The sequence below is a fragment of the Pseudomonas sp. RL_105y_Pfl2_101 genome (assembly GCF_963970585.1).
GTDB lineage: Bacteria > Pseudomonadota > Gammaproteobacteria > Pseudomonadales > Pseudomonadaceae > Aquipseudomonas.
Window position 1 is genome coordinate 59,772 of sequence record NZ_CAXAPG010000003.1, and the last position, 21,136, is coordinate 80,907.

The following is a 21,136-nucleotide window of genomic DNA, read 5'->3' on the forward strand; positions in this document are numbered from 1 at the left end:
AGATCATTGAAATGAACCGTCAGCACGCCGAAGACCAATACGGCGACGCAAACAAAGCCGAGGCGTGGGGCTGTGTCTCAGTAGCCCGCCGGGGTTTGAAAGGGGCTAAGCCATGACCACCAAAACCCAAATCGGAGTCGCCTGCGGCCTTGCTGGCTTCTGCATCGGTATCTACAGCGTCCTGATCACAATGGCGGTGACAGCATGATCATTACCTGGGAACAACTGAAAGCCCTGCTCAATACGTCGGTGGTCATTCACGACGGACGTGACGGGTATTCCTTCGCGAGGGTGACGGCATGAGCGACCAAACAGAATTGAAACGGCTTGCCGAAGCAGCATCGCCGGGAAAATGGGATTACGAACAGGACTGTCTGTTCTTCTACGTCGATGGCTACACCAAGCACCTAATGGAGCTGTGCGAAGGCGATGACGTTGATGGAATCCAGCAAATAGAAAACGCCAAGTTCATCGCTGCCGCGAACCCGGCAGCAGTACTGGCCCTGATCGCCGAGAACGAGCGCCTGGAGCGGAAGAATGCCAATCAGTCAGAGAGCATCCGCGAGTACCAGGACTTGGTCATGGGCGGCGACGTAAGCCTTGGGATGCTGAAAGCAGATATCCGAGTGACGACCGGTGAGCGCGACGAGCTGCGCGCCGAAGTCGCCGGCCTCAAAACCGGCTACGAAGCCTATGAGCAGGTAGTTCAGGGGCTCAAGGCAGAGAACGAGGTGCTGCGCAGGAGTGCAGATCGTTATCAGTGGCTTCGGGACAAGCAGACGTTCATCTGGCTGATACAGGACTGGTTTCCGAAAGACAACGTTTTGACCGATGTGGATGCCGAGATCGACGCTGCCATGAGCAAGGGAGAGCAGTCATGACCGATGAAATTATTTGCCCGTGCTTCCTTGCCGCAAAGGCCTTGTCTCGCCTACAGACTTTTTATTGGATCTGGGAGCACTACCGGGATAGCTCGGTCCCGCCTCTTCGTCGTCACGCCATTGCAGCAAAGGCTCACGGTTTGGTTTGGCATGATCGAACCTTGAGCGTTAGCGCGGAGGCCCGGCCATGACCGACAAGATCAGCGTTAACTGCCAAGCCAAGCTCTCCGAAGCCATCACCTGCCTGGCCACCATGTACCGCGACAAGAAGTTCGTCGTCGTGTCGCTGCGCCCCGGCAAGGACCGCACGCTCGACCAGAACGCATTGTGGTTCGGGATGTACAAGCGAATCTCCGAAATGACCCAGATCGGTGATGCCGCCGACGCTCGACGGTACTGCAAGTTGCACTTCGGCGTGCAGATCCTTCTGAACGAGGACGCCGGTTTTCAGGCTGCGTGGTACCGGGTAATGCGACATCTGCCCTACGAGGAGAAGCTGGCCATGATGGGCGAGCACAAGCTGTTCGGCCCGGATGGATTCCCGGTGACCAGCCTGTTCAATCGCGCTCAGGGGATCCAGTACACCGACCGCATGGCCGCCTTCTTCACCGGTCAGGGCGTTGTCTTCACTGATTTGCTGAGCAAGGAGGCTGCATGAAGCGCACTCCACTGCAACGCAAAACCCCGCTCACGTCCGGCGGCCCACGCCGTAAGCGCTGCCCTACATGTCGAGTGATGTTCACGCCCTCCAGAAGCTCGCAGGCGGTGTGCGGCGAGATCGAGTGCGCCATCGCTCACGGCAAGTCCGAGAAGGGCCAAGCGACCGCTAAGAAAGCCTTGGCGGACGTGGGGCGCCGCGAGATCAAGGTCCGCAAGGAGAAGCTGAAGAGCAGGGCGGAGCACCTGCGCGAGGCTCAGACCGCGGTGAACGAGTACGTCCGCCTGCGCGATGCGCACCTGCCGTGCATCAGCTGCGACTCACAGCCCAACGATAACGACCTGATGACCGGAAGCCGCTGGGACGCCGGCCATTACCGATCCGTCGGCGCCTGTCCGGAGCTGCGCTTCGAGCCGCTGAACATCCACCGCCAGTGCGTGAAGTGCAACCGCAACCTTTCCGGCAACGCGGTCGAGTACCGCATCCGCCTGGTGCTGCGCATCGGCGCCGACAAGGTGGCCTGGCTGGAGGGGGCTCACCCTGTCCGCAAGTACACCGTGGAAGAAATCAAGGCCATCAAGGCTGACTACCGGGCCAAGACCCGCGAACTGAAGAGGGCTGCAGCATGATCTATCCAACTGTTCTGAACGCAGTTGTCTCGGCCCTCGCGGCTGAGGCGATCGACAACACCAGCAAGCAGGCGTGGCAGAAGCTCTACAACTCTGCCGATGAGGACGAGGGCGGCGATCTGGCGACACTGGTCCGCTCCCGCGGCGCTGACACCATCGACCGCACCCAAGTGGACTGCTGGGTGTCTGCCCGGCTGCACAGTGCGCTTGAGCAAAAGCACTGGGATGCGCTGGTGGCGAAGTACAGCACGCACAAGGGGCGCAAGGTCCAAGCCATTGCAGAACTGCAAACCCAGATCAACACGCCAGCGCCGAAGCTTTTCCTGTTCAAGGCGAGCACCGCATGGGCTATCCCGCAGTTGAAGGGCGCGCGGCCGAAGGTGGCGACATCCGTGTCAGTCGAGATCCCGATCGATGCGCCAGAGTGGCGCCGTGAGGCCGTGGTGAAGGCTGCGCTGGCTGCAGGTCAGGCGAAGGTCAAGCGTGACAGCTCCCGATCCGCGGACATGATCGTGCTCAAGGACAGCTTCTACGACATGAACACCTGGGATAACGACGGCACCCCGGAGTCGACTCGACGCCGGTGGCGGCAGGATATCGGAAAGGCTGCTGACGTCTTGGTCGACGAGGCTCTGGCGCACGCTGCCGATATTCTGGAGGCGGAAGGTTTGCTGATTGAACAGGCTGCGTGATTGCCTGTTGACATCAGTGAGCGGATGAGCGAAATTAATCCCATCCTGTCATTCCTGCGCGTATCGAGGAGTGACAAACGAAACCCGGCCACCGTGCCGGGTTTTTTATTGCCCAAATGCAGGCGAAAGACCGGAAAGACCCTCCTGCTCAATCGACGTTCGAGGATCTACCGATGACCAAAATCACCCGCTGCAAAATGACTCTCCGCTCCAAAGGGCCTGTTCAGGGCTCGACGGAATCACTGACCCGCCTGCACTTCGGTGCTGTGTGGTCGGCCAACCCGGCGGAAGAAGACGCGATCTATGGCAAGTACACGCCATACGGTGAATACACCGTGAACGTGGCCGCAGACCGCGCCGAGCATTTCGAAGAAGGGAAGGACTACTACTTCGATATCTCGCCTGCATTCTGATTTAACTGTAGCCAGGGCAGCCCTCGGGAAGGCCTGGACGTCGATAGCCGGATAGTGCGACGTGTACGGAATCAACACCGGCAGCCCGCGCACCCTGACCTCACAATGCTGCAGGGTGGCGCGAGACTGGATCAGCGAGATCGATGCAAAGGGGCGTCGACGTTGAGAAGGCCTTTGGCCGACAGCTCGGAAAGACGAGCGCACCTATTCAGGGCCTCGACATTGGTCGGGGATTTATCGCCCAAGTTTTTCCATGGCGGCATCCGCCAGGAAAGACGACCGGCTTTTGATGTTGTGATCGCGAACAAAGCGGTCGATCTGCTGGATCACATAGCCAGGCAGTGTGACGTTGACCTTCTCGGTTTTGCCGAGGTAGGGCGTGATGTCGATTTCCAGCATGCCCCATCCCATATCATCGAACTCTGGATTGTTCCGGTGGTTGTTGATAGAGGTTGGGAGCGGGATGCCTTTCTCAGAGCTCGCCAGCTCTTCCAGCATGATGTGCGCGATTTCGATGGCAGCGCTGTACGCCTCCTCGAATGTGTCGCCGGCTGTAATTGCCCCAGGAATGTCAGGAATCTGGATGCCGGTAGCGGTTCTATCGTCGCCCCACTCGATGCAGATTGGATATTGCATATGTATCTCCTCAGGAGGTGCAAAGGGTGACGCCGGGCTACATCAACCCGGCTAGTTTCTTGATGGCCCTGACAGTTCCGATGGGTAGGTCTTTCTTTGGGTGTGGTACCGGAACTGTTTGGGGTCTATTTGGATGCTTGAACATGTGGTGGCTTCCGGTTACTCGATCTAGAACCCATCCAGCGGCTTCAAGCTCCTTTATCAACTGCCTGCTTTGCACCTCCATCTCCTTGTTTAGTTGATGAGTCAATTATACCTCTAGGCGCACAATATTGCAAATGTGTTTGTGCGCCTGGAGGCATCTTTTAGTCATGCCCACGGAGTCGAGCGCATGGAGTTTTTACAGCGCCTGTTCGATAAGCTCGACTGGGCTTTTGCCGGACTGCTCGGCGCAATCGCCGCCAGTTTCTGGCACCGCGATGACCTGGTAGACCGAAAGGCCTGGGCGATCTTCATTTTCTCGGGTGCTGTCTGCGCCCATTACCTGACGGGCCTGATCAGTTCCTATTTCGGAGTGGTCGAGCCGCGCAGCGTGGCCGGTGTGGGCTTCCTCCTGGGGACCTTTGGCGGATCGCTTATCGCCGCCATCACCCGGGCCATCAAAGCCGCTGACCTCTGGGCGTTCATCCGCCAGCGGTTCGGGGGAGGCAATCCACCATGAATCTTGAACTGATCAACTCCATCGCCTGCGGCATGATCGCCTTGTGGGCGTTCTGGTGCGTGGTGAGCGGGAAGGTGAGGGACGGCATCCTCGGGAAGCTGATCTACTCAACGATCGCCATCAGCGCGTACGTGGTCACCACCCGGCACGACAGCTTTCTGTTCGGGCCGACCGTTGCTGGTTTGACACTGCACATCGCATTGGCCTTGGCCGGTGTCCGCCACTTGTTCATGGTCACGTACTGGCAGCGGGTCAAGGCTTGGCTATGCCGCCATCTGAACTGCGAGCGCTGCATGGGCTGCGAGAAGAAGCGGTAGAGCGCGACACGTTTCGCGCGTCAGCAAATTGTGTCGCGACACTCGACTAGTGGAGCAGTATAGAGAGCCACTCTGGTCGAGCCAGCTAATGCGCTCAATCATTTATAGATGAGGGGGCTTTGGTGCCGAAACCGCCCACTTGTTGACGCACACTTTCCGATGCACTATCCAGCCTCCACAAACAAGGAGATGGTTATGGCTATTGAGAAGGGTGATGTGGTTGAGTTGAAAAGTGGCGGGCCAAGCATGACCGTGCAGACCCTCGGCAACTGGGAAATGAAAGGCATCGAAGATGGTGCGATGTGCGTCTGGTTCGACGGTAAGACGAAGCACCAAGATGTTTTCGATGTGGCTGTATTGAAGCCGGTGGACGAAGCGTATCGCGGTCGAGTCTAAACCAAAAGTGAGTCGAGCCCCGCCAAGTGCGGGGCTTTCTGTATCCGGAGTTCAAATGACAACTAAGCAACCCGACTGGGAGGCGATCGAACGTGCCTTTCAGCCGGGCTGCTTTCAAACGCCTATGGACTGATGTGCTTAAAGAAACATGGACCCACAGGTTGACCGTAGGCTGCGCATTCGGCATGGATTTCGGTTAACCCCTGTGCAAAGCTCCCGATACACAGCCCCAAAAGCGCCGCAATGACGACATAGGCCCATACTCGATCGGTTGGCATTGGCTGCTGCTTCATCCACGAATCAGCACACCTGGCACCGTAGAATAGAAAGTACAGGGCGACCAATGCGGCGACGCCGATTGCCGAGTAAAGGCCCAGGGAAAAGATACTGAGCGGTTTAAGGAACTCCATTGCACATCTCCTTTTTAAAGTGCGGATAGATTGAAGCACTCGGGCATCACGCCCGCCACTCAACTGCGTGTAGTTTTTCGCACTTGTGTGGCTTGATCACACAGGATTCACTCCATATGCACAGGCCAATGCCTCCGGCATCACTGCTTGAGTTGTCGGGCCTTTCCGAACTCGGCATTCGCCTGACCCCGGCTCCAGAAGTGTGGGAGTGGCTCCAAGCCGAGATCCTTGCCGACACTGGCAGCATCCACAACGAAGATCATGCCCACTTACTGGATGCAGACATCCAGGTTATGTGGGCCTCGTCGAGCTTCAACAAGCAGGGCCGCACAGTCCTGGGCCAGGCCGAGCAAGTGGCGTTCCGCGCTGGTGGCTGGCAGAAGGCCCGGATGGAGCAGCAGATGCGCGACTGGTTCGGCGATGTGCCGAGCTTCATCATCACCCTGGCCGCTGACTACTGCGCCCAGTGCAGCGACACCGACTTCTGTGCCCTGGTAGAGCATGAGCTGTACCACATCGCTCAGGCGACGGATCAGTACGGCGCACCCAAGTTCACCCAGGAAGGATTGCCCAAGCTGGAGATGCGTGGACACGACGTCGAAGAGTTCGTTGGTGTGGTCCGCCGCTATGGTGCGAGCCCGGATGTCCAGGTGCTGGTCGACGCTGCAAACAAGCCCGCTGAGGTGGGGAAACTGAATATTGCGAGGGCCTGCGGAACCTGTCTCAGTCGGGTCGCTTAGTTTTACCCCGCTTTTACGGATGACAGCCTATGGCCGCGCTGAATGATGAAGTGAAGCGCTTTATCGTGCAGGCCCTCGCGTGCTTTGACACGCCATCCCAGGTGTCGGAGGCAGTAAAGCAAGAGTTCGGCCTGGAAGTTGGTCGCCAGCAATGCGCCGCATATGACCCGACAAAGCATGTAGGGCGCCGGCTTTCGGAAAAGTGGCGAACGGTATTTGAGGATTCCCGCAAGCGTTTTCGTGAAGAGACGGCGGAAATCCCTATCGCTAACCGCGCCCGTCGGCTGCGCATCATGAACCGGTTTGTTGAGCGGGCCGAAGGGATGAAGAACATCTCCCTGGCAATGCAGATCCTGGAGCAGGCTGCGAAGGAATGCGGCGACATGTACGTCAACCGCAAGACAGAACCCGATAAGCCCCTGGGCTCCCAAGCGGACCAGCAGCACGCGGTTGCTGAGTACAAGCTGGAGCCTGACGAGAATGCCCCGACTACCCCGTACCTATGACGCTCCGGTCCAATTGACCAAGAAGCAGGCCAACATCTACGTGTGGGGCTTCCAGCCCGATGCGCGCTTCCGTGACGCGGTGTGTGGTCGCCGGTTCGGCAAGACGTTCCTCGGCAAGGCTGAGATGCGCCGCGCCGCCCGACTGGCTGCTGAGTGGGGCGTGAGCGTCGAGGATGAGATTTGGTACGCGGCCCCTACACAGAAACAGGCCCGTCGCGTCTTCTGGCGCAGGCTGAAGCAGGCCATCCCTCCAGAGTGGCGTGAGAGCAAGCCGAACGAAACGGACATGCTGATCACGCTCAAGAGCGGCCACTTGATCCGGTGCGTGGGTCTTGAGAACTACGATGACCTGCGAGGGTCCGGCCTGTTCTTTGTCTTGGTGGACGAATGGGCCGACTGCAAGTACGCGGCCTGGGAGGAAGTCCTCCGGCCAATGCTTTCGACCTGCCAGTACACGATCCCAGATGTTGGGGTCCGTAAAGGCGGTCATGCACTGCGCATTGGCACGCCGAAAGGCTTCAACCACTGCTATGACACCTACCTTGACGGGAAGCCAGGCGGCGAGCCAGACCACAAGAGTTGGCAGTACACATCACTCCAAGGCGGGAACGTCCCCCCTGAAGAGCTCGATGCTGCCAAGCGCAAGATGGACCCGCGCACGTTCCGCCAGGAATACGAGGCCGGGTTTGAGAACTACTCGGGCGTTGTCTACTACACCTTCAGCCGCGCCGAGTGCAGGACTAGCGAGCGAATCAAGCCAGGAGAGGCCCTGCACATCGGCATGGACTTCAACGTCATGAAGATGGCAGCAGTGGTCTTTGTCGTCCGTGACGGCCTTCCGCTGGCGCTAGATGAGTTCCATTCCGTGCGCGATACGCCAGAGATGATCGAGAAGATCAAGGTGCGTTTCGTCGGGCACAACATCGCCGTGTACCCGGACGCCTCGGGCCAGAACACCAGCAGCAAGAACGCCAGCGAGTCAGACCTGTCGCTGCTCATGAAGGCCGACTTCACAGTCGTGGTCAACTCGACCAACCCGGGCGTGAAGGATCGAGTGAATTCCGTCAACGCTATGTTCCTGAACACCTACGGCGAGCGCCGGATGAAGGTGAACATTGATCAATGCCCTCAGTTCACTTTGTGCCTTGAGCGGCAGACCTACAACGACAAGGGCGAGCCTGACAAGGACCCTAAAAAGGGTCACGACCACATGAACGATGCCGGCGGCTACTTCATAGCCAAGCGCTACCCGATAAACGCCGACATGACAGTCACCCAGCCTTTGAGAATGTAATCATGAGCAATAACCCAAGCGACACGCTCCCGGCCGTTGACGCCATGCGCAAGTACTGGGACGTGATCACTCCGCTCATGGGTGGAACGATGGCGATGCGGGCGGCTGGAACGCGTCTTCTTCCCCAGTACCCCGCCGAGGCTGACGAGTCGTACAAGGAGCGCCTGCGTCTCTCCACGCTGCTGCCGGCCTACTCGGAAACGGTCGGGAACATGACCTCCCGGGTTTTCGCTGAGCCGTTGCAGGTTGGCGATGATGTTCCCGAGCAGCTCAATGAAATGACCAAGGACATTGACCATGCTGGCAATGACCTGAATTCTTGGGCTGTTGAGTTCTTCCGCGAGGGCCTGAGCCACGGCCTGTGCCATGCGTTCATCGATCACCCTACGGTGGACGGTGTGCGCACCCAAGCCGAAGAGGTCGCGGCAGGGGTTCGCCCGTATGCGGTGATGGTCAAGCCTGAGCAAGTGCTGGGCTGGCGCTCGAAAGGCGGCCAGCTCACGATGGTTCGCTACATCGAGACTGTCGAGGAAGAGGACGGGGAGTTCGGCGCCAAGTGCGTCGATCAGATCCGCGTGCTTGAGCCAGGAGCGTGGCGCACGTACCGCATGGGCGCCAAAGGTGGTGCCTGGGCCTTGCACGATGAAGGCACCAACAGCCTCAAGAAAATCTTATGGGTGACGTTCTACACCGGCCGCACAGGCTTCATGACGGCCAAGCCGCCACTCCTGGAGCTGGCCCACCTCAACGTCAAGCACTGGCAAAGCCAGAGTGACCAGGACAACATCCTCCACGTTATTCGTGTGCCGATCCTGGTGCGCATCGGTGTGCAGGCCATGTTCGACAACCAGGGCAAGCCCGTGCCGCCTGAATTCAAGGTGGGAACCGGTGCGCTGACTGATCTGCCCAAGGATGGCGACCTCAAGTACGTGGAGCACACCGGGGCGGCGGTCAAGGCAGGCAGGGAAGCCCTGCAAGACCTGCTGGACGAGATGCGCATGGCTGGTGCCAAGTTGCTCACGCCAGAGAAGAGCGCGACCAAGACCGCAACCCAGGCGGATGAGGAGGCAGCGCAGGAGCTGTCACCGTTGGCCCGCATGGCAAATCACTTTGCCGACTGCCTGGCCCAGCTTCTCCAGTTCATGGCCGATTACCGTGGCCTGGGCGATGGTGGCACAGTCGAGATGCGCGGCAACTTCGATGTGGATTACATGCCAGAAGTGTCTCTGCCGACGCTGGTGGCCATGGCCAATGCCGGGATGCTGTCCAAGGAAACCCTGTTCGCCGAGATGCAGCGCCGCGGCGTCATCAGTGATGAATACGACTGGGCCGATGAGTTTGCGAAAATCGAAGCCCAGGGCCCCGCACTCGGTACGATGTGATGAAGACCGCCAACGAGAAGCTACTCGATAAGCTGATCGGGCACGAGGTTGATCTGCAGCACCTGAGCAATGCCCGGGTCGTGACGATCATCAAGATCCTCAACAGCAAGGACGCCGAGCTGCGTGCTGCGCTGATCGCGGCAATCGACAACCTCGGCCCCAATCTGTCGGCGACTTCGGTGGATTCGGCTCTGTCTACGGTCCTGCGCCTGAATCAGTCCACTTTCGTGGAGATCCGCCAGGCGCTGGACCAGGCCACCGACGGCTTGATCAGCTATGAGATCGCCTTCCAGCAAGGCGCGCTACAGGCGGTGATCCCTGCGGTTGTGCAGGAAACCTTCCCGATTGCGGCCGCTCAGTTCAGTCAGGTCAAGGCGATTGCCCAGGCCAGGCCGTTCCAGGGGCGACTGCTCAGGGAGTGGATGGGCGGCATCGAGGCGTCACGTGCTGCGTCGGTTCGCGATGCCGTGCGTGCCGGGGTGGTTGAGGGGCGAACCACTGCCGAGATCGTCCGCAGCATCATGGGCACCCGGGCAGAGAAGTACGCCGACGGCATTCTGCAGAAGTCGCGCCGGGAGATCGAGGCCGTTGTCCGGTCTGCCGTATCGAGCACCGCCGAGGCTGCCAGCGACAAGGCGTACGAGGCGAACAGCGACATCATCAGCCACGTTGAGTGGATCAGTACGCTGGATACGCGCACCTCGACCACTTGCCGCATCAGGGACCGCCTGCCGTACACCCTTGGGACCTACCTGCCCATCGGGCACAAGATCCCATGGCTGGCCGGCCCCGGGCGAATCCACTGGTGCTGCCGGTCGACCAAACTGCCGATCCTCAAGAGCGCATCGAAGCTTGGCTTCAGCGATGGAGCCACGCGCGCCTCCATGGACGGCCAGGTGCCGCAGTCAACGAACTATGCCCAATGGCTTGGCCGTCAGTCGGCGGCACGCCAGGACGAGATCCTGGGGCCTGAGCGCGGAAAGCTGCTGAGGCAGGAAAAGCTCAAGCTGGATGACTTCTACAACGACCGCGGGAAATTCCTCACGCTGGATCAGTTGCGGGAGCGCCTGTAATTCCCTGCGACACGAAATGCCGACATTCGATTTTGTGTCGCAACCCGGCCTCGCCACGTGCGGGGCTTTTTTCTGCCTGCGGTTCGGATGGACGGGGCGACAAGGAGCCGGATGGCTCATCAACTGGCCCGATGGCCCAGAGAGACGAGATGAAACTGAAGACTGTTGAAGTGGATGGCAAGCAATACGCTGAGATCCAGGATGGCAAGCCGCTGTATGTGGAGGACGACGGCACTACTGTAGCCTTCGACGCAGTGGGCACTCGCAGCACCATCACCCGCCTGAACGCAGAAGCCAAAGACCACCGCGTGCGCGCCGAATCCGCCGAGAAGATCGTTAAGACCTTCGAAGGCATCGACGACCCTGCGGCGGCCAAAAAGGCCCTGGGCATTGTTGCAAATCTCGATGCCAAGACGCTGGTGGATGCCGGCGAGATCGAGAAGGTGAAGAGCGAGATCAGCAAGGCCTACCAAACCCAACTGGATGAAGCCAACGGCAAGGCGCAGACACTCGAGCAGCAACTGTACTCCGAGAAGATTGGTGGCAGCTTCGCCCGCTCGCAGTTCATCGCCGAGAAGATGGCGATTCCGGCTGACATGGTGCAGGCCGCGTTCGGTGGCAATTTCAAGATCGAAGAAGGCAAGGTTGTCGCTTATGACGGCCAGGGCCAGAAGGTCTTCAGCCGTGCGCGCCCTGGTGAGTTTGCCGACTTCAACGAAGCGCTTGAAACCCTCGTTTCACAGTACCCCCATCGCGACCACATCCTGAAGAGCTCCGGTGCCAATGGCGGCGGCGCTCCCAACGGCGGTGGATCGAACAACCAATCCAAGGGCAATTTTGGTGGCAGCAAGGAAGATCGAGTCGCTGCTATCAAAGGCCTGACCGCTAGCGAATAAGGAGGCCCAATGGCCCTTTCGAACATGAAGGTATTCAACGAATACCTCAAACGCGTCACCATCGAGACCCTGGCGCAAGACGTTGAAAAGTTCAACGCTGCTTCGGCGGGCTCCATCCGCCTGACCACCCAGGGCATTGACGGAGACTTCCTGCAAGAGTCGTTCTGGGCTGGCCTGCACGGCGCCCAGCGCCGTGTTGACCGTTACGCCGCCAACGGCAACCAAGCTGCAACCCCTCTGGCCCAAAAGCAGTACGACTCCGTGAAGATCGCGGGTGGTTTCGGCCCGATCCTGTGGGAGCCTTCGCAGCTTTCCTGGATTCAGAAGAACCCGGAAGAAGCGCTGGAAGTTATCAGCCGCAACCTGTCCGAAGCCATCATGTCGGACCAGCTGAATACCGCCATTGCTGCCCTGGCGGCTGCGATCGGTAACCAGCCGTCCGCCACTAACGATGTCTCGGCTACCGCCGGCGTGAGCTACATCGCCATCAACAACGCCCATGCGTTGTTCGGTGATGCATCGCAACGTCTGGTCGCCCAGGTCATGACCGGCGCCATGTACCACAAACTGTTGGGCCAGAACCTGGCGAACGCCGAAAAGCTGTTCACCTTCAGTGGCGTGCAGGTTGTCGACATCCTGGGCAAGGCCGTGATCATCACCGATGCTGCGGCTCTGTACGAGGCCGGCACGCCGAACAAGCAGAAGGTGCTGAGCCTGGCCGACGGTGCTGCTGTGGTGATGGACGGTTCCGACTTGATCACCAACATCGAGACCTCCAACGGCAAGGAGCGCATCGAGACCACCATGCAAGCCGACTACACCTTCGGCCTGGGTCTCAAGGGCTACACCTGGGACACCGCCAACGGTGGCAAGTCGCCAACCAGTGCCGAACTGGCTACCGGCACCAACTGGGACCTGGTCGCGAACAGCATCAAGGCCTCGGCTGGCGTTCTCACCATCGGCGACGCCGCTCAGTAATCGAGACGGCGGCCTTCGGGTCGCCTGATCCACCTACCAGGAGTCCACCATGGACGAGAAAGTCGTTTACGAGAAGCACCCGGTCACCGCTGAGCGCAAGGCTGAACTGCGCCAGAAAGGCTACAAGATCATCGACGCCCGGTTCGCGCCGGATGACTACGAGCATCCAGAGCCAATGGCGAAGGTCGAGCGCCTATCGAAAGGTCTTAACGTCGATCAGATCAAGGCTGCTCTGACCGCGAAAGGTATCGACTTCGATGCTTCGGCCAACAAGCCAGTCCTCGCCGAATTGCTCGACAAGGCCGATCAGGAATAACCCATGACCGACTTCATCACTGTTGCAGACGTTGACGCATTGCTGGGGTCGGACTGGGCGGGCACCGGTGATCCGGTTATGTCTGTGATGCAGGCCAATGCCTGGCTGACCAGCAAGATTAAGCGTCCTGTTCCCGCCGAAGTACCGGCCGAGATCAAGCAGGCCGGCGCCCAGGTTGCAAAGATCGCCTCGACGGGCTCGCTGTACAAGGCCGTCGAGCGCGAGACCATCAGCGAGACGGTATCGGCTGGGGGCGGCGTCTCTGTCAGCGAAACCTACGTTCAGGGATCTGTCGCGCTGTCTTCCGGGGAGAGCTTCGCCATGGCGCTGATCTATCCATGGGTCACTGGCACCAACTCCATCGCGATGGTGAGGGGCTGAGCATGGGCATGAAGGACAAACTTCAGACCAGGCTGTCCAAGGCGTTTGACGGAAAGCTGGAAGATGCAGTGAGCCAGATCGTCGGCAGCTACAACGGCCCCGGCGTCTTTGACCCGGTAACCGAAGAAACCACGGCAGAAACAATCACCTACACAGGTCGTGGCGTTATCACCGGCTTTAAGGTCGAGCGCATCGACGGGATCAACATCAAGGTGGGTGATGCGAAGTGCGTCATCATCAGCAACGAGATAGACGCCGTGCCGGACGTAGGCCACGCCATCAGCGCCGGTACTGAAAACTTTCTCGTCCACCTGGTTATTCCCGATCCAACTGGCGCAACGTACCAGCTTCACCTGCGGAGGGCTTGAGCATGGCAAGAGGTTGGAGCATTCCGCCTAGCCTGTTTATGGGCGCGGTAGAGCAGGACCTATCGAAGAAGATCAGGACGATCGCGATTCAGTTGCTCAACGAGGTGACCATGCGAATGCCGGTTGATACCGGCCGCGCAAGGGCAAACACCATCGTGAGTATTGGGTCACCGGTTTATCAGGTGCTGGATAGCTACGATAAGTCGGGCGGGGCCACGATCATTGAGGGTGCATCGCGCCTCAGCGGGCTTGAGCCGTACACGGTTGTGTACTTGCAGAACAACCTGCCCTACATCGAGCGCCTTGAAGATGGCCACTCGAAACAGGCGCCAGTAGGCATGTTCGGCGCAGCATTCAACAGCGTAGCGCGGGCCAACCAATGACCTTCGAGCAGATCCGCAACATCGTCACCACGCGCATGACGCAGTGGACGGGAATCCCGGCGGCGAGCGTCGACTTCCCGAACAACGAGATATTCGACCCGTCCGGGAAGCCGATTTGGGCAAGGCTGGCCAACGTGCCGGGCCTGTCCTCTACGCCAGAAGTCGGCCTATCGCCATGCGTACAGCGCACTGGGGTCGTGATCATTCAGCTGTTCGTACCGAGCTACAAAGGCACGCTGGCAATCACCCGTGCGGCTGACACGCTGGTGCAGCACTTCGAGTTCTTTAGCGAGAGCGGTTTCGACTGTTTCGCGGCCTCGGCAGTAACCCTTGGCGATGACGGCAACGGTTGGTATCAGATCAACGTGCAAATCCCCTACAGGGCGTATTAGCCCCGAAAACCCAGCCGCTCCCGAGCGGTTTTTTTACGCCTATTGATAGGAGACATACCCATGTCGTCAGGAGCAAAGGTCGCCACGGCCTATGTTGAAGAAGTAACCCAGGGCGTGACGCCCGCGACCGGCTGGAAAGAGCTGATCCGTACCTCGTTCGGTATCGGCCCAACCCAGAACACCGCAGAAAACAATGAAATTGGCTCGACTCGAATGAGCCAGGGCACCACGCCGACCACGGTTGATGTCGCCGGCGCGATCGGCATGAAGTGGCGCTACGGCGGCGCGGTCGATGACTTCCTGGAGTCGTGCTTCGGTGCTCGCTGGACGGCTGACTCCCTGACCATGGGCAATCAACGCATCAGCTACTCGATTGCCTCCTACGCCAGCGACGTGACCGTTGCTTCTGTTGCTCGCGGCGCGCAAGTCGCCTCGATGGCCTTCACCTTCGGCACCGACAACGATGTCACCATTGACACCACGTTCTCGGCGACCGACTGGGAAGACAAGGCCGACGGCACCAGCTTCTTCAGTGCGGCAACTGCTGAGCCAAGCGGCCCGCGCTTCAACTTCAAGAACTTCACCGCCCTGACGCTGGATGGCGTAGCCGCTTCGGCAGCTAACGGAACCTGCATCAGTGCAATGTCGCTGACCTTCGACAACGCAGTCCAGACCCAGCGCTGCCTCGGTTCTGGCGATGCCTTCGCCGGCAGCATCATCCCGACAACCTTCAGCGCCTCAGGCAGCGTCACCGTGGCCTGGTCTGCCGCTTCCTACGCCCTGTACCGCAAACAGCGTACCGGCGAATCGGTGGCAATGAGCTTCACGCTCGAGAACGAGGATGGCGCCTACACGGTGCTGCTGCCAGAAATGGAAGCGGTCGGCAGTTGGCCGGATGGCGGCGCGACCGACATCATCGAGGTTGAGCTGGCAGTTTCGGCACGCCGCATCCCGCCTACGATCACTCGCGTACCGGCTGTTACGCCTTAACTGATAATCATGCAGAGGCCTGAAAGGGCCTCGTTGCTGGGGTACAGAATGGCCTTTATTTTGAAAAAGAAAGATCCGTTGGATGCTGTGTCTACGCGCTGGATCGAGCCGGCCCCCGGCCTGCGCTTGCAGGTCGGATCGTCCGCTCGCCCGGGCTACACCAGCGACTACCGCCAGATTCAGCGGCACCTTGAATTCGCCTCGCGCCAGATGGGCGTTGGCACTGAAGAGTTCGACATCCTCAAGAAGTCATCGGTTGAAATTCCAGACCCGGACATTCTTTTCGTTGAGCTGGCATGCAAACACCTGATCCTCGACTGGGAGGGTGTTGCAGAGGCGGAAGATCCAGACGCACCAGCGCCATACACCCCGGAGCGCGGCGTTGTTCTCATCGAGCAGATGCCAGAGGTTTACTTCCTCGCCCTGAATGCTGCCAACGACATTGCCTTGCGTCACAAGGAGCAGGTGGCCAACACAGTGGAAAAGCCCTTGCCGCCTACCGCTGGGCAGCCGTGTGGGCGGGCCCGGAAAACGAGCGCAAAAGAGAAGTCCACGAAAAGCTGAGGGTTTACATTCCTGAGCCGCCAGAGCTGGACGGTCCAACCACCGATATGCTGGAAGCCTATTACGTGATCAGTCGGGGCCGGCAGTATGTCGGCATGAACGGTGTTCCGGCGCCTCTCTCTGTTCGGGATCTAAGCGATTACCTGGCAGCCTACGGTGAGCGATATTCCCGCGAAGAGTTTGATGCTGTGATATTCGCCCTTGATGACGATTTCCGCAAAAGATGGGCAGAGCAACAGGACGGCGCAAAATAGAAGCGGCCTTGTATCGCCTGGAACTGCAAAGTAGTCGTACAGGCTGCTTTGGCTGCTCCCTCTGATGGTGGTAGATTGATGCCATCAAACAGGGAGGAGCGTTAATGTTCGGTGGATTTCTTGGGTTCATGGGTGTCGCAGTAGGCCTAGCGCTGCTGATTCTGGCGTGGCCAAAGGTTCCAACAAGGATGCCGATAGTCAAGGGCTCGGTGCTGGCATTATCCGTCGCACTGATCGCAAACTTCGTCCTGTCTCTCTACTTGATGCGTCATCCCACCGCCGGAATGAAGGCCAACAGTTATGCCGCAGCGGCGGACGCCAGGAAGGAGCGGAGCCAGAAAGAGTGCAATGATCCCGTCAGTGCGTTCAGCGCCGTAACCCTTGAAGTAAAGCGCCGCCTCAAAGACCCAGATTCTGCCGTATTCCCATGGCCTAACGACCCCGAGGTCAGTGTTCAGCGGGTAGGCGGCGCCTGCACCTTTAGGGTCAGCGCGAATGTCAGGGCAAAAAACGCATTTGGCGCTTACTTGCCTAATCCGTTCGACGCGACCATCAGATTTGATATGACTAGAGGTGCGTGGGTATTGGAGGCGATCCAGATCTAGCGCAGTACAAAAAATCACGCAACCCGCTCCGGCGGGTTTTTTTTCGCCCGGAGAAACGTTATGACCCAGCAATCCAGCCGCCTGGATATCATCATCGATTCGCGGCAGGCTCAGCGGAATGGTGAACAGCTTCGTATCACCCTGAACAACCTTGTTGTGGTTGGCGATCAGGCTGCCAACTCCATGTCTGGAGCTGGCTCGGCGGCTCGCGCTGCCGGCGTGGCGTTCGCGGCTCTCGGTGCTGGTCGAGTAGTCAGCGAGATCATCCGACTTACAGACGCCTTCAAGTCCATGCAGGGTTCGCTGGCGCTCGTAAGTTCGTCAACTTCGGTAGCAAGCGATTCATTTCAGAAGCTTCTGACGATGGCCAACAACACCGGCAGCTCGCTGGAGTCGACGGTTTCGCTTTACACGCGGCTTGCCAACGCAACCAGAGGTGCCGGCTACACCACGGAGCAGTTGCTTGGCGTAACCGATGCTATCAACAAGGCGTTCGTAATTTCCGGCGCCACCATGCAAGAGGCATCTAACGCGGCGATTCAGCTATCCCAGGGCTTGGCTTCTGGCACGCTTCGCGGCGAGGAACTGAACTCTGTTATGGAGCAGGGGCCTCGCATCACCCGTGCGCTGGCCGAATACCTGGGCGTCACCAACGGCCAGATTCGCCAGATGGCTGCCGACGGCAAGATCACTGCTGAGGTTGTTACCAATGCGCTTCTCAAGTCTCTGACTTCGCTGAACTCAGAGCTTGATCGTATGCCGCGCCGGTTTGAGCAGGCATCGACCGCACTGAAAAACAACTTCCTTGCCGCTGTAGGGCAGATCGACATAAATCCGCTTATCAGTTCGGTTGATGCGTTGGCCGACTCTCTGTCGAAACCAGAAGTCATCGATGGAATTCAGTCCATCGCGACCGGCCTCGGCAATGTCGTTGCTGTCGGCGGTGATGGGCTGAAAACAGTCGTCTCCAACACCGATGCGTTGATGGCGATAACCGGTGCTTACGCTGCAAAAGTTGGTGTCGGACTGGTCAGCTCTCTAGGGCTGGCGGTCAAGGCTAGATACGACCTAATCGTCGCGACACAAGCGCAAATTGTCACCGAAAGACAGGCCGACGTTGCGTCTACAGCCGCTGCCGCACAAGCTACCCGACGCGCTGCAACCGAAGAGGCTGCCGCTCTGGCGATTTCCCAGAGATCACTGGTCGAGGCTTCTTCTACACGAGCCGCCCAAGCAAGCGCGCTTATCCGAATACAGGCTATCCAGGCTCAGCTGGTCGCGGATCGGGCCCTGGAGACTCAGCGGCTAAAGTCGCAGATCACCGAGACTGGACGACAGCAATCTCTCGCTCGCTTAGCGGAGATTCGTCGGACCGAGGCTATCATTACAGCCCAACAAACTGCTGCACGGACTGCGCTAGCCCAGGCAACCAGTTCAGAAATTATCGCTCAGTCTGCTGTCACTGCTGGAAACGCACGACTGGTGACTTCGCGCGAAGCTGACACGCTTGCGATGAACGCTCAAAACGCCGCGCAGCTTCGTCTGAACGCCGCGCAGAGCGGTGGAGCAAGGGCAGGCTCTGCGATTCTCGGACTCCTTGGTGGACCTATGGGGCTGCTGACAACAGCCATTACCTTGGCGGCTGGCGCGGCCATCTATTTTTCTACCAGCACTGACACTGCAACCAAGTCACTGATCGATCAGAACCTGACGCTGGACGACTCGATATCGAAGTTCGCCCAGCTGAACGCCGAACAACAACGTTCGCAAAAATTTGAATGGATCAAGGAGCAGAAGGCATCGCTGGAGGAGTCCGGAGAGGCCATCAAGCAATACAGACTGGATGGTGCAGAAGCATTCCTCCAGATCGGTAACAGCGCCAACGGCTATCGCGAGAAGTTCAACTCGATGGTGCAAGAGGTTCGCGATGGTAAGCGTTCTCTGGATAGTGTCACCGAGTGGGCCCGCACCAATACCACCTTGACTGATGATCAGATCAGCAAGCTGGCTGACTCGGCTACCGCCTATTCAACAAATACCGATCGCGCCGAAAAGCTCGGCGAGATGCTGAATCGGGCTTCCGGCGCAACCGGGTCACTGACGCAGTCCACTACCGCCCTGGCGGACGTACAGACCATTGCAGCAGGTACGCAGGCAGTCAGCGCTCAGGCGTGGGACAAGTACATCGCCCAACTTACCAAGACCCGCGATCTGGTTGGCGCAAACGCAGCGGCTGAGGCGGCATACACCGCCATCAAGATGGGCGCCAATTCGTCGCAGCAAGAGCAAGCCAAGGCCATCGCAGCGCAGACCGACCTGCTCAATAAGTACCAAGACGCGGTCAAGGAGAACAACAAAGTCGAGCAGGAGCGACTGAAGGTTCTGCTGGTGGCGAGCTACACCGCCATGCAGGCCGCTGAGGATCTTGCAGCAGCCAAGAAAAAGGCTGACGCAGAAACGGCGAAATCTGCCGAGGACAGCTCGAAGCGTCAAATCACAGCCATAGAGAAGGTCGCCGCAGCCTCCTACGCATCATTGATTACCAAGCCGGCTGCGCAACAGAACCTTGGTGGTTATGGACTGCTGACCAATGGCGGTACTGCGCCAGTTGTTCCGCGCAAAACTCCGCAGCAGTTGGCAGATGAGGCTGCAGCACAAGTTATTGCTGGAACCACGCCAAACAAGCCAACAAAAACCCCCAAGGGTCCTAGCGAAAAAGGTGAGATGAGCGCCGCATTGAGCGCCTTCGATGCTCTCTACAAAAAGGCAGATCCAGCAGCGCAGGCTGTTCGAGATCTGACCGAGGCCCAGGAGAAGCTTCAGCTTGCACTTTCCAAGGGGAAGATCACGCAGGAGCAATATGGTATTGCGCTTGGTCAGGCATCAAAGGATTACGCCGCAGTTATTGAAAAAAGTGGCGAACTGAGCCAGGCCGAGCAGTATCGACTGCAGATCCAGAAGCAGCTCCAAACCCAGCAGGATGCGGCCAACCAAGCAGCCGCTGCTATTGGGCAGGGTTCGGAAGAGGCACAAAGAGCTTCGGAGCGGCTAAAGCTGGAGAGCGATCACAACGACCGAATCCTTGATCTGCGTACCAAGCTTGCCAGGGCGTCAACTGACCAGCAGCGCAAGGATTTGCAGGATCAGATCAATATCACTGAGGAGCTATTCCCGCAGCGGGTCGCAATCATGGTGAATGGCTGGGCCAAGGTGGATAAGGCCCAGGCCGACTGGTCGAACGGTGCAAGGTCGGCATTTCAGAACTATGCCGAGCAAGCTGCTGATGTGGCCGGCCAAAGCAAATCGCTATTCACCAACGCCTTCAGCTCGATGGAGGACGCGATCGTCAACTTCGCCATGACTGGGAAGCTGTCATTCGCGGACTTCACCAAGTCCGTTTTGGCTGACATGGCGCGCATTGCTGTCCGGCAAGCCAGCTCACAGGCAATGAGCGCGCTATTTGGTCTTGCGGCTTCCGCCGCTGGTTCGTATTTCGGCGGCGGCGCAACATCTGCAGGCTCAACCCAGGCTGGATACTCCGGCGACCTATCAGGCTTTACCCCTGGCAGCATACAGGCCAAGGGCGGCGCCTGGTCTGGCGGCGTGCAGATGTTCGCCAACGGCGGCGCCTTCACAAACTCCATCGTCAGCAAGCCGACAGCGTTCGGTATGGCTGGCGGAGGGATTGGCGTGATGGGCGAGGCAGGCGAGGAGGCGATCATGCCGCTGGCCCGCACGGCTGGCGGTCAACTGGGTGTGCGGGCTATCAGTGGTGGCGGCAATGGCGGCGGGAACGTTTACAACTTCCCCGTGGCAGTTTCCGTGCATACCACCGGTGACGGCGGCGCGACCACCACGGAAGACACCACGCAACTGGGCAAGGGTATCCAGCAGGCAGCCAAGGTAGAAGCCGAAACAGCAATTGCCCGAGGCTTGCAGCCAGGCGGCGCCATCTGGCGCGTTATCAACGGGAGGGGCTGATGGCTATCGAAACGTTCACCTGGTGCGTGCATGCGCAATCATCCGGGGCGACGAGCTATGCCACCAGGTCTAGAAAATTTGGCGATGGCTACGAGCAGATCGCTGCCGACGGACCGAACAACGTTTCGGAGGAGTGGAGCATCTCCGTAAGCGGGAATGGTGCGACGATCAAAGCGATCAAAGCGTTTCTAGACCAACATGGCGGGGCCAAGTCGTTCCTCTGGAAGCCGCCTCTGGGGGAGCTGGGTATGTACCTTGGGGAGTCGCCGAATATCAGTGACGGTCAGGGCGATTACTACACGCTTACGGCGACCTTTCGACAATCCTTCCATCCATAAGG

Annotated in this window: 28 protein-coding genes; 25 read left to right on the plus strand and 3 right to left on the minus strand. The window is 58.9% G+C overall.

Features of this window, described 5'->3' with window-relative positions; all coding sequences use genetic code 11:
• The first annotated feature begins 299 nt into the window (after positions 1 to 299).
• The 5 genes from AACY31_RS05090 to AACY31_RS05110 all read left to right on the plus strand — a co-directional run bounded on the left by AACY31_RS05090 (position 300) and on the right by AACY31_RS05110 (position 3,273).
• Positions 300 to 881 (plus strand): hypothetical protein, encoded by a 582-nt coding sequence (locus AACY31_RS05090; protein WP_339503987.1) that lies wholly within the window; start codon positions 300 to 302, stop codon positions 879 to 881.
• A 187-nt stretch (positions 882 to 1,068) separates the two neighbouring features.
• Positions 1,069 to 1,539, plus strand: a complete 471-nt coding sequence (locus tag AACY31_RS05095; RefSeq protein WP_339503989.1) for a hypothetical protein — start codon at positions 1,069 to 1,071, stop codon at positions 1,537 to 1,539.
• Entirely contained in the window at positions 1,536 to 2,168 is a 633-nt protein-coding gene (locus AACY31_RS05100; RefSeq protein WP_339503991.1) for a recombination protein NinG, read from the plus strand. The genes AACY31_RS05095 and AACY31_RS05100 overlap by 4 nt, the downstream gene beginning before the upstream one ends.
• Positions 2,165 to 2,860 (plus strand): hypothetical protein, encoded by a 696-nt coding sequence (locus AACY31_RS05105; RefSeq protein ID WP_339503993.1) that lies wholly within the window; start codon positions 2,165 to 2,167, stop codon positions 2,858 to 2,860. Before AACY31_RS05100 ends, AACY31_RS05105 begins: the two co-directional genes overlap by 4 nt.
• 173 nt (positions 2,861 to 3,033) lie before the next feature.
• The gene (locus AACY31_RS05110; protein ID WP_093199243.1) at positions 3,034 to 3,273 is read left to right on the plus strand and encodes a hypothetical protein; all 240 of its coding nucleotides are present in this window, start codon (positions 3,034 to 3,036) and stop codon (positions 3,271 to 3,273) included.
• A 234-nt stretch (positions 3,274 to 3,507) separates the two neighbouring features.
• Here the strand turns inward: AACY31_RS05110 and AACY31_RS05115 are convergent, their stop codons facing one another.
• Positions 3,508 to 3,909 (minus strand): type II toxin-antitoxin system HicB family antitoxin, encoded by a 402-nt coding sequence (locus AACY31_RS05115; RefSeq protein WP_339503997.1) that lies wholly within the window; start codon positions 3,907 to 3,909, stop codon positions 3,508 to 3,510.
• A 37-nt stretch (positions 3,910 to 3,946) separates the two neighbouring features.
• Positions 3,947 to 4,129 carry a type II toxin-antitoxin system HicA family toxin gene (locus AACY31_RS05120; protein ID WP_028236771.1) on the minus strand — a complete coding sequence of 61 codons (183 nt, stop codon included), beginning with the start codon at positions 4,127 to 4,129 and terminating at the stop codon, positions 3,947 to 3,949.
• A gap of 111 nt (positions 4,130 to 4,240) precedes the next feature.
• Here AACY31_RS05120 and AACY31_RS05125 point away from each other — a divergent pair, with 111 nt between their 5' ends.
• The 3 genes from AACY31_RS05125 (at position 4,241) to AACY31_RS05135 (ending at position 5,283) form a co-directional block, all read left to right on the plus strand.
• On the plus strand, positions 4,241 to 4,570 hold the full coding sequence (locus AACY31_RS05125; protein ID WP_028236772.1) for a hypothetical protein: 330 nt from the start codon (positions 4,241 to 4,243) through the stop codon (positions 4,568 to 4,570).
• Positions 4,567 to 4,887, plus strand: a complete 321-nt coding sequence (locus AACY31_RS05130; RefSeq protein ID WP_339504000.1) for a hypothetical protein — start codon at positions 4,567 to 4,569, stop codon at positions 4,885 to 4,887. The genes AACY31_RS05125 and AACY31_RS05130 overlap by 4 nt, the downstream gene beginning before the upstream one ends.
• 195 nt (positions 4,888 to 5,082) lie before the next feature.
• On the plus strand, positions 5,083 to 5,283 hold the full coding sequence (locus AACY31_RS05135) for a YodC family protein (RefSeq protein WP_339504002.1): 201 nt from the start codon (positions 5,083 to 5,085) through the stop codon (positions 5,281 to 5,283).
• Positions 5,284 to 5,405: 122 nt separating this feature from the next.
• Here the strand turns inward: AACY31_RS05135 and AACY31_RS05140 are convergent, their stop codons facing one another.
• Positions 5,406 to 5,693 (minus strand): hypothetical protein, encoded by a 288-nt coding sequence (locus AACY31_RS05140; protein WP_339504004.1) that lies wholly within the window; start codon positions 5,691 to 5,693, stop codon positions 5,406 to 5,408.
• 116 nt (positions 5,694 to 5,809) lie between these two features.
• On the opposite strand from AACY31_RS05140, the gene AACY31_RS05145 reads away from it, so the two are divergent.
• From AACY31_RS05145 to AACY31_RS05225, 17 genes are all read left to right on the plus strand, one after another.
• A complete protein-coding gene (locus AACY31_RS05145) occupies positions 5,810 to 6,433 on the plus strand; it encodes a putative metallopeptidase (protein ID WP_339504006.1) in 624 nt (207 codons plus the stop codon).
• A 29-nt stretch (positions 6,434 to 6,462) separates the two neighbouring features.
• On the plus strand, positions 6,463 to 6,939 hold the full coding sequence (locus AACY31_RS05150) for a DUF2280 domain-containing protein (RefSeq protein WP_339504008.1): 477 nt from the start codon (positions 6,463 to 6,465) through the stop codon (positions 6,937 to 6,939).
• The gene (locus tag AACY31_RS05155) at positions 6,914 to 8,233 is read left to right on the plus strand and encodes a phage terminase large subunit family protein (RefSeq protein WP_339504010.1); all 1,320 of its coding nucleotides are present in this window, start codon (positions 6,914 to 6,916) and stop codon (positions 8,231 to 8,233) included. The genes AACY31_RS05150 and AACY31_RS05155 overlap by 26 nt, the downstream gene beginning before the upstream one ends.
• 2 nt (positions 8,234 to 8,235) lie before the next feature.
• Entirely contained in the window at positions 8,236 to 9,615 is a 1,380-nt protein-coding gene (locus tag AACY31_RS05160) for a DUF4055 domain-containing protein (RefSeq protein ID WP_339504012.1), read from the plus strand.
• Complete coding sequence (locus AACY31_RS05165) at positions 9,615 to 10,688, plus strand: hypothetical protein (protein ID WP_339504014.1); 1,074 nt, start codon at positions 9,615 to 9,617, stop codon at positions 10,686 to 10,688. The genes AACY31_RS05160 and AACY31_RS05165 overlap by 1 nt, the downstream gene beginning before the upstream one ends.
• Before the next feature lie 149 nt (positions 10,689 to 10,837).
• Complete coding sequence (locus AACY31_RS05170; protein ID WP_339504016.1) at positions 10,838 to 11,584, plus strand: DUF6651 domain-containing protein; 747 nt, start codon at positions 10,838 to 10,840, stop codon at positions 11,582 to 11,584.
• Between the two features lie 9 nt (positions 11,585 to 11,593).
• The gene (locus AACY31_RS05175; RefSeq protein WP_339504018.1) at positions 11,594 to 12,562 is read left to right on the plus strand and encodes a major capsid protein; all 969 of its coding nucleotides are present in this window, start codon (positions 11,594 to 11,596) and stop codon (positions 12,560 to 12,562) included.
• A 49-nt stretch (positions 12,563 to 12,611) separates the two neighbouring features.
• Positions 12,612 to 12,878, plus strand: a complete 267-nt coding sequence (locus tag AACY31_RS05180) for a hypothetical protein (RefSeq protein WP_339504020.1) — start codon at positions 12,612 to 12,614, stop codon at positions 12,876 to 12,878.
• A gap of 3 nt (positions 12,879 to 12,881) precedes the next feature.
• Positions 12,882 to 13,259 carry a hypothetical protein gene (locus AACY31_RS05185; protein ID WP_339504022.1) on the plus strand — a complete coding sequence of 126 codons (378 nt, stop codon included), beginning with the start codon at positions 12,882 to 12,884 and terminating at the stop codon, positions 13,257 to 13,259.
• A 2-nt stretch (positions 13,260 to 13,261) separates the two neighbouring features.
• Complete coding sequence (locus AACY31_RS05190; RefSeq protein ID WP_339504024.1) at positions 13,262 to 13,627, plus strand: glutamate 5-kinase; 366 nt, start codon at positions 13,262 to 13,264, stop codon at positions 13,625 to 13,627.
• Positions 13,628 to 13,629: 2 nt separating this feature from the next.
• Positions 13,630 to 14,010 carry an HK97 gp10 family phage protein gene (locus tag AACY31_RS05195; RefSeq protein ID WP_339504026.1) on the plus strand — a complete coding sequence of 127 codons (381 nt, stop codon included), beginning with the start codon at positions 13,630 to 13,632 and terminating at the stop codon, positions 14,008 to 14,010.
• Positions 14,007 to 14,402, plus strand: coding sequence for a phage tail terminator-like protein (locus AACY31_RS05200; protein ID WP_339504028.1), 396 nt, complete (start codon positions 14,007 to 14,009; stop codon positions 14,400 to 14,402). Before AACY31_RS05195 ends, AACY31_RS05200 begins: the two co-directional genes overlap by 4 nt.
• Positions 14,403 to 14,462: 60 nt before the next feature.
• Positions 14,463 to 15,392, plus strand: a complete 930-nt coding sequence (locus AACY31_RS05205; protein ID WP_339504030.1) for a phage tail tube protein — start codon at positions 14,463 to 14,465, stop codon at positions 15,390 to 15,392.
• A gap of 48 nt (positions 15,393 to 15,440) precedes the next feature.
• Entirely contained in the window at positions 15,441 to 15,956 is a 516-nt protein-coding gene (locus tag AACY31_RS05210; protein WP_339504032.1) for a hypothetical protein, read from the plus strand.
• 358 nt (positions 15,957 to 16,314) lie between these two features.
• Positions 16,315 to 16,815, plus strand: a complete 501-nt coding sequence (locus AACY31_RS05215; protein WP_339504034.1) for a hypothetical protein — start codon at positions 16,315 to 16,317, stop codon at positions 16,813 to 16,815.
• Positions 16,816 to 16,875: 60 nt separating this feature from the next.
• Positions 16,876 to 20,796 carry a phage tail tape measure protein gene (locus AACY31_RS05220; protein WP_339504036.1) on the plus strand — a complete coding sequence of 1,307 codons (3,921 nt, stop codon included), beginning with the start codon at positions 16,876 to 16,878 and terminating at the stop codon, positions 20,794 to 20,796.
• The gene (locus AACY31_RS05225) at positions 20,796 to 21,134 is read left to right on the plus strand and encodes a phage tail protein (RefSeq protein WP_339504038.1); all 339 of its coding nucleotides are present in this window, start codon (positions 20,796 to 20,798) and stop codon (positions 21,132 to 21,134) included. Before AACY31_RS05220 ends, AACY31_RS05225 begins: the two co-directional genes overlap by 1 nt.
• The last annotated feature ends 2 nt before the right edge of the window (positions 21,135 to 21,136 follow it).